The organism is Hymenobacter sp. 102 (assembly GCF_049949205.1).
Taxonomy (GTDB): Bacteria; Bacteroidota; Bacteroidia; order Cytophagales; family Hymenobacteraceae; genus Hymenobacter.
Map to the genome: position 1 here is coordinate 2014757 of NZ_CP188172.1, position 12301 is coordinate 2027057.

At 58.5% G+C, this 12301-nt stretch carries 11 protein-coding genes; 9 read left to right on the top strand and 2 right to left on the bottom strand.

The genetic code is table 11. From position 1 onward, the window contains the following. Positions 1-8 precede the first annotated feature (8 nt). The 6 genes from ACN19L_RS08635 (at position 9) to ACN19L_RS08660 (ending at position 6604) form a co-directional block, all read left to right on the top strand. On the top strand, positions 9-338 hold the full coding sequence (locus ACN19L_RS08635) for an STAS domain-containing protein (RefSeq protein WP_426493112.1): 330 nt from the start codon (positions 9-11) through the stop codon (positions 336-338). A 23-nt stretch (positions 339-361) separates the two neighbouring features. After that, a complete protein-coding gene (locus ACN19L_RS08640; RefSeq protein ID WP_426493113.1) occupies positions 362-775 on the top strand; it encodes an ATP-binding protein in 414 nt (137 codons plus the stop codon). Between the two features lie 199 nt (positions 776-974). Next, positions 975-3338 (top strand): peptidylprolyl isomerase, encoded by a 2364-nt coding sequence (locus ACN19L_RS08645; protein ID WP_426493114.1) that lies wholly within the window; start codon positions 975-977, stop codon positions 3336-3338. Positions 3339-3607: 269 nt separating this feature from the next. Continuing rightward, a complete protein-coding gene (locus ACN19L_RS08650) occupies positions 3608-4990 on the top strand; it encodes a peptidylprolyl isomerase (protein ID WP_426493115.1) in 1383 nt (460 codons plus the stop codon). Between the two features lie 98 nt (positions 4991-5088). Then, on the top strand, positions 5089-6051 hold the full coding sequence (locus ACN19L_RS08655) for an AAA family ATPase (RefSeq protein WP_426493116.1): 963 nt from the start codon (positions 5089-5091) through the stop codon (positions 6049-6051). A gap of 109 nt (positions 6052-6160) precedes the next feature. Further along, positions 6161-6604 (top strand): hypothetical protein, encoded by a 444-nt coding sequence (locus ACN19L_RS08660; RefSeq protein ID WP_426493117.1) that lies wholly within the window; start codon positions 6161-6163, stop codon positions 6602-6604. Positions 6605-6786: 182 nt separating this feature from the next. On the opposite strand, the gene ACN19L_RS08665 is transcribed toward ACN19L_RS08660, so the two are convergent. Next, a complete protein-coding gene (locus ACN19L_RS08665; protein WP_426493118.1) occupies positions 6787-7671 on the bottom strand; it encodes an SDR family NAD(P)-dependent oxidoreductase in 885 nt (294 codons plus the stop codon). A 191-nt stretch (positions 7672-7862) separates the two neighbouring features. On the opposite strand from ACN19L_RS08665, the gene ACN19L_RS08670 reads away from it, so the two are divergent. Then, entirely contained in the window at positions 7863-8453 is a 591-nt protein-coding gene (locus ACN19L_RS08670) for a GNAT family N-acetyltransferase (RefSeq protein ID WP_426493119.1), read from the top strand. Positions 8454-8458: 5 nt separating this feature from the next. Here the strand turns inward: ACN19L_RS08670 and ACN19L_RS08675 are convergent, their stop codons facing one another. Beyond that, positions 8459-9610 carry a hypothetical protein gene (locus tag ACN19L_RS08675; protein ID WP_426493120.1) on the bottom strand — a complete coding sequence of 384 codons (1152 nt, stop codon included), beginning with the start codon at positions 9608-9610 and terminating at the stop codon, positions 8459-8461. Between the two features lie 183 nt (positions 9611-9793). Between ACN19L_RS08675 and recA the strand changes: the two genes are divergently transcribed. Beyond that, positions 9794-10903, top strand: a complete 1110-nt coding sequence (recA, locus tag ACN19L_RS08680; RefSeq protein ID WP_426493121.1) for a recombinase RecA — start codon at positions 9794-9796, stop codon at positions 10901-10903. A gap of 278 nt (positions 10904-11181) precedes the next feature. Beyond that, positions 11182-12012, top strand: a complete 831-nt coding sequence (locus ACN19L_RS08685; RefSeq protein ID WP_426493122.1) for a DUF3108 domain-containing protein — start codon at positions 11182-11184, stop codon at positions 12010-12012. Positions 12013-12301 lie beyond the last annotated feature (289 nt).

A 12301-nucleotide genomic window follows, 5' to 3' on the forward strand; every position in this document is an offset into this window, starting at 1 on the left:
ACCGAGCTATGAAAATAAACCAACAAGCCACCGAACATACTCTCACGCTCAGCCTCGATGGGGAACTGGACGCCAGCTCCTCTGTGCTACTGGACACGGAGCTGAGCAAGCCCGAAATCCTGCGCAACCAGAAGGTACTGATTGATTGCCGCAACCTGAACTACATATCCTCAGCGGGTTTGGGCGTGTTTATCTCCCACCTGCAAAGCTTTCAGGATGCCGGCGTGAAACTGGTGTTCTTCAACATGCAGGAAAAAGTCCATAACGTGTTTGAGATTCTGGGGCTGGATTCACTGATGACCATCGTGCCATCGGAGGCCGACGCCGTAGCCATTTAAGGGCGCCACATATATTTCCATGCATGAAACACGCAATCCGAGTTAGCTGCACACGCCGCAACCTGAAGGTGGTGCGCGACTTCGTGAGCGAATTTCTAGCCGTCCATCATCTTTCCGAGCTGCTCATCAACCAGATTGTGCTAGCCGTAGACGAGGTGGTGGCGAATTTGATTATTCACGGCAACGGGGAAGATGAGTCGCAATTCTTGGATATTCGCCTGTCGGTGAGGGAGACTACATTCTGCATAGAAATTGAGGATGAGAATCTGACTTCGTACTCGCCCACCAGCTATCAGGAACCCGATTTGCAGGAGTACGTCCGCATCGGCAAGAAGGGCGGCGTGGGCATGATGCTGGTTAACCGCATTATGGATCAGGTGGAGTTTACTACCACGGGCACGCACAACCTGTGTCGCCTGTGCAAGAAACTGGCTTAGTGTGGCGTTAGCCAACCAGCTCAGGAAAGAAAGCCCGCTCTGGCAGCGGGCTTTTTTGCGGCCGCCCGGCGGAACTATTTTGCCGCCGGGCAGCCTTCCGGGAGCCGGAAAAAAATCCGTAAAATTGCGACTAGCCACCAGCCGTAGCCGGATGATTTTCCGGTTGGCTTCTGGCTTATTCTGATCCTCTACTTACTGTATGCACACACGCATTTTGCTTGCTGGCACCGCTGCGGCAGCTTTTCTGGCCGGGTGCCAGGCCTCCAAGCCAACTACCAAGGCCGCCGTGCCCTCGGTTGAAACGCTGGGTACCACCGAAGTTCCTGCCTCCGAATTTGCGTACGTGTACCGCAAGAACAATAGCACCGCCCCCGAGTATGGCACCCGGGCCAGCGTGCAGGAGTACTTAGACCTGTACACCAACTTCAAGCTGAAGGTACTGGAGGCTGAGCAGCGCGGCCTCGATACCACCCAGGCGTTTCGGCGCGAGTTGGATGGCTACCGCCAACAGCTGGCCCAGCCCTACCTCACCGAGAAAAGTGTGACTGATAAGCTGGTGCGCGAAGCCTATGACCGGATGAGCAAGGAGGTAAGCGCCTCCCACATTCTGGTGCGCATCACCCCCGATGCCAGCCCCAAGGACACGCTGGCCGCCTATCAGAAAATTACGGCCCTGCGCCAGCGCGTAACCGGCGGCGAGGATTTCGCCAAAGTAGCCCGCGAAACCTCCGAAGACCCATCGGCCGCCGAGAATGGTGGCAAGCTGGGCTACTTCACGGCCATGCAGATGGTGTATCCCTTCGAAACGGTGGCCTACGCTACGCCAGCGGGGCAGGTGTCGCAGCCGGTGCGCACGCGCTTTGGCTACCACATCATCAAGGTGAACGACGTGCGCCCGGCCCAAGGCGAAATCAAGGTGGCTCACCTGATGGTGCGCACCACGCCCGGCATGCCCGCTGCCGACTCCGTGACCACCAAAAAGAAAGTGGACGAGCTATACAGCCGCCTCACCCGCCAGGGGGCCAGTTGGGAGAAAACCGTAAGCCAGTTTTCGGAAGACGCCGGCTCGGCCGCCAACGGCGGGGAGCTGCCGCCCTTCGGTACCGGCCGCATGATTCCGAGCTTCGAGGAAGCCGCCTTCAAGCTGCAAAAGCCCGGCGACATCTCCCAGCCCATCCAAACGCCCTACGGCTGGCACATCATCAAGCTCATTGAAAAGCAGCCGGTGCCCTCGTTTGAGGCCATGGAGCCCACGCTCAAAAGTAAAGTGGCTAAGGACTCCCGCTCGGAACTGAATAAGGCGGCCTTCCTGAAGCGGGTGCGACAGGAAAATAGCTTTGTGGAGAACAGCGCCGTGAAGGACTATGCCTTCGCCAAAGCCGACACGGCCCTGGTGAACGGCCGGTTCAAATACGCCGCTCCGGCGGCCCCGGCCAAGGCCTCCAAAACGCCCACCGATAATTCCACGCTGTTTACCATCGGCGGCAAGCCCTACCTAGCCAAGGATTACCTCGCCTACGCCCAGCAAAACCAGCGTCCCCGTCCCGGAGCGGAGCCCCGCTTCGTGGCCCAGCAACTTTACGACCAGTATGTGGAGCAGAGCCTGGTGGACTATGAGAAGGCCAACCTTGAAACCAAGTACGAGGACTACCGCATGCTGGTGAAGGAATACCGTGACGGAATTCTGCTGTTCCAGCTGATGGATGAGAAGGTGTGGAGCAAAGCCGTTGAGGATACCGTAGGCCTGCAGAAGTTTTTCCAGGAAAACCAGGCTAAGTACCAGTGGGAGCCCCGCGTACAGGCCACCGTTATCAGCGCAGCCTCGCCGGAGCTGCGGGGCCAAGCTGCATCGTATTTCATGCCCTACGGTTCGAAGCCCGTACCCGGCAAACCCAACACCAGCACGGGCATTGCTAAATCGGTAGTTCCGGTAACGGCTGGTATTCCGGCTACTTTCCGCTTCGCGCCCGGCACTACGACGCTACTGCCCGACAGCCGTGCGGCCCTGGAGGCCCTGGCCGGCCGCATGGCCGCCGATACGACCATGGACCTGATGCTGAGCGCCCCGATTAAAACCTCGGCAGCCGGTGCGCTGGCGGGCCGCCGTAACCAAGAAATTCTGCGCTATCTGCGCGACCAGGGAATTGCGGAACGGCACCTGAGCTCTAATGCTCAGCTGGGCGGTAAAGCGCCGGTGCGCCCCGATGTGGTGCTGGCAAACGCCTACAGCCGCAACCCGGCCGCGGTGGAGCAGTTTTTCAATGCCAAAAACCCGCTGGCCGTGCAGGTGCAGCAGCGCAGCTTCCAGAAGGGCGACAACAAGGTGGTGGACCAGTTCCTGACCAATGCTCCCGGCACCTACACCGCCCAGCAGGACGGCCGCTACTACACTGTTATTATCGACAAGCAGCTACCGGCCGGCCCCAAAACCCTGGCCGAAGTGCGCGGCCAGGCCACTTCCGACTACCAGAACTACCTGGAGAAGCAGTGGATTGCCGAGCTGCGCCAGAAATATCCGGTAAAAATCAACCAGCCGGAAGTGGATAAGCTGGTGACGAAATAACGTTTCCGAGCTACCCTAACAGTCAGCGCCCCGACGGAACCGGCCAGCCGGTCCGGCCCGGGGCGCTGCCTTTTTTCGGCACCGCCGGGGCCGCTGCAACCTCTGCCGCGGACGGTGGCTCTCTTACCAAAACCGGCTTTCGTACCCTGCCCGCGGGTGTTTTTGCCGGGTAAAGGATTTATGATGAAATTTACGGGCAACTATCGGCGTTTTGCCGGGGTTGTCTGGCTACGGAGCGTCACGCAGCCGCAGCATTACAGAAATACTCCATGATTCAAATAGTAGGGGCCCGCAAGGCGCTGTTGAGTGCAGTTTTGGTGGCCGTATCGGTTACGGCCAGCTTTGCCCAGTTGGGCGTAGGCCGGCCGGTAGGGCAGCAAGTGGTGGACGGCATCATTGCGAAGGTGGACAATCAGATTGTACTGCGCTCCGACCTGGAAACCATTTACGCGCAGGAAGTAGCCCGCGCCGAGGGCAAACCCCTGTCCCCCGATATCAAGTGCCGTATTCTGCAAAGCCTGGCCCTGAACAAGCTGCTGCTGGCCAAAGCTGAAACCGACTCGGTAGTGGTGGACGACGCCAAGGTGAAAGGCGAGCTGGACCGCCGCATGGCCTACTTCGTGCAGCAGATTGGCTCGGAGAAGAAACTGGAAGAATACTATAACAAGCCCCTGAAGCAGCTGAAGGAAGAGCTGCGGGTGCAGGTGAAAGAGCAGCTGATTCAGCAGCAGATGCAGGACCAGATTGCCGGCAAGGTATCCGTAACGCCCCGCGAGGTGCGGCAGTTTTTCAACCGTATGCCCAAGGACAGCCTGCCTTACTACTCCACGGAGGTGGAAGTGGGCCAGATTGTGAAGCTGGCCAAAACCAACTCCAAGGCCAAGCAGGAAGCCCAGACCAAGCTCAACGACATCCGGGCCCGCATTGTGGCCGGCGAGGACTTTGCTACCCTGGCCAAGCAGTACTCGCAGGACCCCGGCTCGGCCGTGGAAGGTGGTTACCTGGGCTTTTTCAAGCGCCGCGAGCTGGTACCCGAGTACGAGGCCGCCGCGCTGCGTCTGGAACCCGGTGGATTGTCGCCCATCGTGGAGTCGCAATTCGGCTTTCACCTGATTCAGCTGATTGAGCGCAAAGGCGACTCGTACAGCACCCGCCACATCCTGCTCAAGCCCGAAACCGGCTCGGCCGATACCAACGAGGCCGCCCAGGAGCTCAGCAAGCTGCGTCGCCGCATTCTGGCCGACAGCATCAGCTTCGCTAAAGCCGCCAAGGACAACTCCGACGACAAGATTTCGGGTGGCAACGGTGGCATGCTCATTAACCGCCGCGACGAAAGCACTTACCTGCCCCTCGACCAGCTCGACCCGGCCATCTTCTTCACCATCGATACCATGAAGGTGGGCAGCATCACGCCGCCCCTGCCCTACCGGACCGATGATGGCAAGGACGCCGTGCGGATTCTGTATTTGAAGGCCAACCGCCCCCCGCACCAGGCCAATTTCGACGACGACTACCAGAAAATTGCCGCTGCCGCCCTCAACGAGAAGAAAAACAAAGCCCTTGACGCTTGGTTTGCCCAGAACCGCGGCACCGTGTACCTCGAAGTTGACCCCGAGTACGCCGGCTGCCAGCTACTGAACTCGGTAAACTAACTGTAGCTGGGAAGAAGTGGGCTGCAAGGTGCGTTTTTGCATCCTGACCTGGCTTTTATCCGTCCTATCTCCTAGCTACCAACTCCTACCCTCTTTCTATGCCTTTCGCCTCCGATAAAGAAGCCGCCGACGCGCTGGCCCAGTCGTACCAGAAACTTCGCCAGGAAATCGGGAAGGTGATTATCGGTCAGGAGGAAGTGGTGGAGCTGGTGCTCACGGCCGTGTTTTCGCAGGGCCACTGCCTGCTGGTGGGCGTACCGGGACTGGCCAAAACCCTGCTCATTCAAACCATTGCCGATTCGCTGGACCTCTCGTTCAACCGGGTACAGTTCACCCCGGACCTGATGCCCTCCGACATTGTGGGTTCGGAGACGCTGAACCAGCAGCGGGAGTTTCACTTCGTACCGGGCCCGATTTTCGCCAACATTGTGCTGGCCGACGAAATCAACCGGACCCCGCCCAAAACCCAGGCGGCCCTGCTGGAAAGCATGCAGGAATACGCCGTTACGGTAGCCGGCAAACGGTACCCGCTGGAGCGCCCCTTCTTCGTGCTGGCCACCCAGAACCCCATCGAGCAGGAAGGCACTTACCCCCTGCCCGAGGCCCAGCTGGACCGCTTCATGTTCAATATTGAACTGGGCTACCCCAGCTACGAGGCAGAGCTGCAGATTGTAAAAAACACTACCTCCGACCGGAAGCCCACCGTGAGCAAGGTGCTGCACGCGTCCGAAATTCAGGCGTTTCAGCAACTGGTGCGCCGCGTGCCCGTGGCTGATAACGTGGTGGAGTACGCCGTGAGCCTGGTGCACAAAACCCGCCCCAATACCGGCCGCGCCGCCGCCCGCGCCACGCAGCTGCTGGAATGGGGGGCCGGTCCCCGGGCCTCGCAGCACCTCATTGTGGGAGCCAAGTGCCACGCCCTGCTCCACGGCAAGTACTCGCCCGATATTGAAGACGTAAAAGCCGTGGCCCTGCCTATTTTGCGCCACCGCCTGGTGCGCAACTTCAAAGCCGAAGCCGAAGGCATTACGGTGGACCAGATTGTAAAAGAACTTCTCTGATTAGTTATGAGTGCTGAATGATGAGTTATGAATTAGTGGACAGCCTATGGTAACTGCTTTTCGCTTCAACTCATCATTCATACTTCATAACTCATAATTCATAAACCTAATGGAAGCAGCCGGTTACTACCAGCAGTTTGAGCGCAACCTCGAAATTATTCTGAGCGGCCTAGAGGCCGGGCTCGATGTGCGTACCACGGCCCTGAATACTTCGTTGCCGCTGGAAGTGTACGTGCTGAGCGAAGTGCTGAACCAGGGCGGTGGCGAGTTCCGCCTCACCACCGAAACTCCGCTGGAGCGCTTGCGCGAGTTTTACGCCCAGTTCCGCCAGAACGAAGCCGGCAACGAGGCCATTCTGCAGCGTATTCTGGCCGATAAGAAAGCCATGATGCGTACCCCCGAAGGCCGCGTACTCACCAAGGAAATGCTCATTCGCCGCCTGGAGTACTTCAACGAAGCCGCCCGTCAGGTAAACGTGATGCGCAACCAGCGCGCCCTCGGCAGCCCGCCCCAAAGCCGCTCCGGCGTAGGTGCAGAACTGCAGAAAGGCTAACGCATTGATTTTTCACCTTACGGCGAATTTTACGCGCCATTGTCTGCCGTCGGTTGAAAGCCCCGAAATGAAAAAGACTTGCCAACTCGGCAAGTCTTTTTCATTTTCCGGATAGTCCGGAAATGCACTGCTTTATCTACAAAATCAGTGCACTCCGCTCAACGTCCGCGTAATCAATAATGCTAGTTCATCGAAGCCAGCGCCTCTTTGCGCACTTTGGTGTTGCCTTCTTTGGAATGGTTCAATTGCAGGTGGCCGGTGGGCTCTTGCTTGAGGTGGGCGGGCACCTCGTCGCCGGCTGCACTCTTGGAAATGGTCACGCCGCCATCCACGAAGTAGGTAGCGCCGGTAACGTAGCTGGCTTCGTCGGAGGCCAGAAACAGGTACACGTTGGCCACTTCCTCGGGGGTGCCGCGGCGGCCCATGGGCACGCCGGCTACCGTATTCTTCTCCATCTTCTGGTTCATGGGGCCGCTTTCCTTGTGCGTCCAGGCCGTGTCAATGGGGCCGGGACCCACGCAGTTCACGCGCACCCCGTGCTTGGCTTGCTCCACGGCCAGGCCCTTGCTGAACGTCATCACCCAGGCTTTGGTACCACCGTAGGGCGTAATCATGGGAGAGCCCATGTGCCCTGCCTCTGAGCCCGCCGATACGATGTTGCCCTTGGTTTTCTGCAGCTCGGGCAGGGCCGCCCGGCTCATCATGAACACTGAGTAGATATTGTTCTTGATCATATACTCGAAGGCATCCACCGGATACTTATCGAGCTCCGAGGTAGCTGGGAATACACCGGCGTTGTTGACCAGAATATCCAGTTTACCAAACTCCTGCACGGCCGCTTTTACGCAGGCTTCGGCGGTTTCCTGCTGGGCAATGTCGCCGAGGTAACCGATAGCCCGGCCGCCTTCGGACAGAATTTCATCTACTACCTCGCGCACGGGGTCGGAATCAAGGCCTACTACTACCACGGCGGCCCCTTCGCGGGCAAACCGCTTGCTGATGGCTTCTCCGATACCGGAGCCGCCGCCGGTTACAATGGCTACTTTATTAGCTAGTCTGGTTGACATAAGACAGATCGTAAAAAATGAGAAAAAATGGCTCGTAAAAACCACACGATTACCGTTCAGCTTATTCCGTGCCGCTGCATTTTCAACGATTTGTCGGCAGTGGAGTTACTGTATTATTACCCTGATAAATGCGTTGAATGCCGTTTTTAGTGGTTTCTGCGTAGTATCAGTGGCCTCAGTTCCCCGAAATCATGTACGCTGCCCCACCCGTATCTGCCCCTGCGGATGCCCCGCTTCTGACGGCCCGGCTGGTGCTGCGAGCTTATCAACCCACCGATTCAGCCACCTTTTTCGCCCTGATTGACCAGAACCGGAAGCGGCTGCGGCCTTCGTTTCCAAACCGGGAAGCCGCCGTGCCCAACCCGGCCGCGGCCGCCCAGGTGCTCAGCCAGTTTCGCCACGACTGGGCCGCGGGCCGCCTGTATGTATTCGGCATCTGGCACCGGCAAACCCAGCAGTACCTCGGCGACATCAGCCTGAAACCCAATTGGACGCCTCCCATCACTGCCGAAATTGGGTACTATCTGGCCGAGCAGGCTGAAGGACACGGCTATGCCCGGGAGGCACTGGCCGCCGCCGTCACCTTCGGCTTTGAGGCGCTCCGGGCCGGGCGGCTGCTCATCCGGTGCCGGGCCGGCAACCCGCGCAGCTGCGCCGTAGCCGAAGCCGCCGGGTTTCAGCCGCTGCCGCCCCGCCCCCGCCCCTGGCCGCTGCGGGCCTTTGCCACTTCTGATATCCTGTATTTCTCGTTGCGGCGACCAGCGGACTTGCCCGCTGCCTGACCAGCCTACTCCGCGCGCACCGTGCCCAGCAGGAAGCTCTGGCTGAAGTTCAGGTACAAGGCAAAGGAGAAGTCGAACAGCCCGTTATTCAGGTCATACAGCGGCTCGAAGCGCGTCGTGAGCACCACGTTGCCGGGCAGCTTATAATCTTTGATAGCCCGCAGAATCAGCAGTTGCCGACTCTTCTCAACATAGTTCGGGTCGGCCACTGATACGGATACCGACTGGTAGAGCCGCCCCCCAATGGGCGAGATGTACCCACTGCCCTGCCAATAGGCCAGCTGCAGGTTGGAAAGCTGCGTATCGAGGCCGGCATTCAGGTACAGGCCGGTGCCGCGCTTGTACGGTAGCTCGTACGTAAAGGAATAATCGTGGAAATAGGTCACGTACCCATCAAAATGGGCCGCCTGCACAAAGCGCGAAGCCAGCGCCTTACGCACCCGCAGGCCGGTAGCCAGGTTAAACAGCGTCTGCAGGGGTCGGTCCACGGTATCCAGCTGCCCGCCCCGGTGCGTGGCCGTAAACTGAAACGGGAGCTTCAGCAGCCACCGGGCGGAGTCGCCGGCCAGGCGCCGCTCCACGCTCAGGCCGCCGGCTACTTCTTCCTGGTAGTTGCTGAAGCGGTACTGCTGCCGCCGCCAGTTCACCCAGGCATCCAGGAAGGTGTTATCCGTCAGGTACTGGTACTGCAGCCCTTCCTCCAGCCGGTCGGTCAGCACCCGCTCAAAATCGTACATCGGCTCAATGTAGCCGTGCTGCAGGTTGCCCTCAATGTTGCCGAACAGCAGCCGGTGCGGACCGTTGGCGTACTTGAGCGTAAACAAGGGCCGCACCTGCCGCAAACCCCGCGTACCATAGTCGCGCTGCAGAAAGATGCCCGCTTCCAGCCGCAGGTTGGCCGCCGGAAAATACACCAGCCGTGGGGCCAGCTGCGCTCCGAAGTAGGTCAGGCCGGGGTCAATCTTATTAAAATACTCGTTGTCTTTGTTGAACAGCAGCCCGTGCACATCCAGCCGAATCTGCCGCTCGTAGCCCGGGCCCAGCGGCAGCCGGTTATAAAATGCCCGGTTATCCAGCTGCGCCCACCCGGCCTGCGCACTCCCCAGCCACGCTACTACCGTCAGTATCAGGATGGTAGCGGCGCGGCGTTTTTCCAAAAATTTTAGCACGGAAAGAATCTGCTAAATCCGACGAATTTTTTTAGCATTGCGGGCACAAAATATAGTCCGGCGGCGTTACCATGAGCCTGCCCACCCCGGCTACTCCGGTGGGTTGCGCGGGGCCCGCAAAAGGCCTACATTCACCAAACCTACGCATTTCCAATCCAACCCCTCTCTATAATGGCTGCAACCACTGAAAAGGCCGAAAAAGCAGAAAAAACTGCCGCAAACCCGCAAGCTGAAAAACTGAAAGCCCTTCAGCTCACGCTGGACAAGCTGGATAAGAGCTACGGTAAAGGCACCGTCATGAAGCTCAGCGACAATAAGGTGATGGACGTCGAAGTCATCAGCACTGGTTCGCTGGGCCTGGATATTGCCCTCGGCGTAGGTGGTCTGCCTAAAGGTCGCGTAGTGGAAATCTACGGCCCGGAATCGTCGGGTAAGACCACGCTGACCATGCACGCCATTGCCGAAGCGCAGAAGAAAGGCGGCATTGCGGCCTTCATCGACGCCGAGCACGCCTTCGACCCGCTGTACGCCAAGAAGCTGGGTATCGACACCGAAAACCTGCTGATTGCCCAGCCCGACAACGGGGAGCAGGCCCTGGAAATTGCCGACCAGCTGATTTCCTCCGGTGCCATCGACATCATCGTCATTGACTCCGTGGCCGCCCTGGTGCCGAAAGGCGAACTGGAAGGCGACATGGGCGACTCGAAAGTGGGCCTGCACGCCCGCCTGATGAGCCAGGCCCTGCGCAAGCTCACGGGTACCATCAACAAAACCAACTGCCTCTGCATCTTCATCAACCAGCTGCGCGAGAAGATTGGGGTAATGTTCGGCTCGCCCGAAACGACCACCGGTGGTAACGCCCTCAAGTTCTACGCTTCCGTGCGCCTCGACATCCGTCGGATTGGCCAGATCAAGGAAGATAAGGACAACGTAACCGGTAACCGCACCAAGGTGAAGGTGGTGAAAAACAAAGTAGCTCCGCCCTTCAAGGTGATTGAGTTTGACATCATCTACAACGAAGGCATTTCCAAAGTCGGTGAGATTCTGGACCTGGGCGTAGACATGGGCATTATTGCCAAATCGGGCTCCTGGTTCTCCTACGAGGGCAACCGCCTGGGCCAGGGCCGCGAAGGCGTGAAAACCGTGTTGCAGGACAACCCCGAACTGGCCGATAAAATCGAAGCCCAGATTCGGGCCAAGGTGAAAGGCGACCCGGAAGAAGCCCTGGCCGCTATTCCCGAGGACCGCTCTATGGACGACGACGAAACGGTGGACCTGTAAGCCGTTCCTGATAAGAAAAAGCCCGCTGTACAATGCAGCGGGCTTTTTTTGTTTTTCAACAGCCGTATCCGGTTGGTGGAAGCTGATACGTGGAGAACCGGTGACCGGGTAGGCTCGTACGCCAAAAACTCCTGGGACGCCGGCCGGATAACCTACCAGACCTCAGGGAGGCATAATCCGCCGCCTGAGAAGATATTTTTGCCCTCCCGGAATCCGACTATCTTTGCTGGCACCGCATTTGAGTAGGTACCGGCTATCCTCCATTTTGCCGATTGTTCATGAACCGCCGCTGGCTCCTGTTTACGATACTCGCACTGCCGCTGGCGGCTACTCTCACTGCGTTTGGCCCGGCCTCCGAGCCCACCCGTACCATTGCCAATACCAGCTTTGAGCGGGGCGAGGTACTGCAGTACAAAGTGCATTATGGCCTGATAAATGCCGCGGAAGCCACTATTGAGGTGGATGAGGATGTGCACCGCGTGAATGAGCGCCCTTGCTACAAGGCCACCGTAACGGGCCGCACTACCGGCTCCTTCGACTTTTTCCTGCGCATCCGGGACACGTGGCGTTCCTACATCGACACCACCAGCATTCTGCCCCAACGCTTCTTCCGCAATATTGAGGAAAACAACTACCGCAAGCGTGAAACAGTCGACTTCGACCACCTGAAGGACATGGCCGATGTGGAAAGCCACAAAAAGAATAAGAACGACGTCAAGAAGAGCACGTTCAAGGTACCCAACAATGTGCAGGACCTGGTAAGTGGCTTTTACTACCTGCGCACCCTTAACTACGACCAGCGTAAGATTGGCGAGGTGATTAAGGTCCAGGGCTTTTTTGACGAAGACGTGTTCAATATGGACGTCATCTACAAAGGCCGGGAGGTGGTGGAAACCAAGGCGGGCACCATCCGCACCATCCGGCTGGTGCCTAAAATGCCCAGCAACAAGCTATTCAAAGGGGAAAACGCCATTTCGGTGTATCTCTCCGATGACCGGAATAAAGTCCCGGTCCTGATTCAGGCGGAAATGTTCGTGGGCTCCGTGAAGGTGGATATGTACAAATACAAAGGCCTCCGAAACCGGCTGAATCTGGTGGCTCAAAATTGATACCTGCGCGAAGCGGCTCCTGTTGGGGGCCGCTTTTCTTTTTTTCTGATTTGCCCTTTTGCTCTTACCCAGTGCCTGATGCAAACAACCATTGCCACCCGCCGCCGCCTGGTGATGCCGCCCCGCCGCCTGCCGGTAGCAGTGCCGGTATCTACCCCGCCGCCCATCGTCGATTTTGTGTGGCCCATTCCCGGGCCGGCACCTCGCAAGGAAGTGGTTCGGCCGGTTGGTAACGAAACCTTAATACGCCGCCCGCGCCGCCCGGCGGTACTTTTGTCGTCGCGCATTC

Bases quoted from the DNA above. Each gene is read 5' to 3' on its own strand.
- ACN19L_RS08650 (WP_426493115.1), top strand. From the start codon at position 3,608: ATGATTCAAATAGTAGGGGCCCGCAAGGCGCTGTTGAGTGCAGTTTTG.
- recA (WP_426493121.1), top strand. From the start codon at position 9,794: ATGGCTGCAACCACTGAAAAGGCCGAAAAAGCAGAAAAAACTGCCGCA.
- ACN19L_RS08685 (WP_426493122.1), top strand. From the start codon at position 11,182: ATGAACCGCCGCTGGCTCCTGTTTACGATACTCGCACTGCCGCTGGCG.
- ACN19L_RS08635 (WP_426493112.1), top strand. From the start codon at position 9: ATGAAAATAAACCAACAAGCCACCGAACATACTCTCACGCTCAGCCTC.
- ACN19L_RS08640 (WP_426493113.1), top strand. From the start codon at position 362: ATGAAACACGCAATCCGAGTTAGCTGCACACGCCGCAACCTGAAGGTG.
- ACN19L_RS08655 (WP_426493116.1), top strand. From the start codon at position 5,089: ATGCCTTTCGCCTCCGATAAAGAAGCCGCCGACGCGCTGGCCCAGTCG.
- ACN19L_RS08660 (WP_426493117.1), top strand. From the start codon at position 6,161: ATGGAAGCAGCCGGTTACTACCAGCAGTTTGAGCGCAACCTCGAAATT.
- ACN19L_RS08665 (WP_426493118.1), bottom strand. From the start codon at position 7,671: ATGTCAACCAGACTAGCTAATAAAGTAGCCATTGTAACCGGCGGCGGC.
- ACN19L_RS08645 (WP_426493114.1), top strand. From the start codon at position 975: ATGCACACACGCATTTTGCTTGCTGGCACCGCTGCGGCAGCTTTTCTG.
- ACN19L_RS08670 (WP_426493119.1), top strand. From the start codon at position 7,863: ATGTACGCTGCCCCACCCGTATCTGCCCCTGCGGATGCCCCGCTTCTG.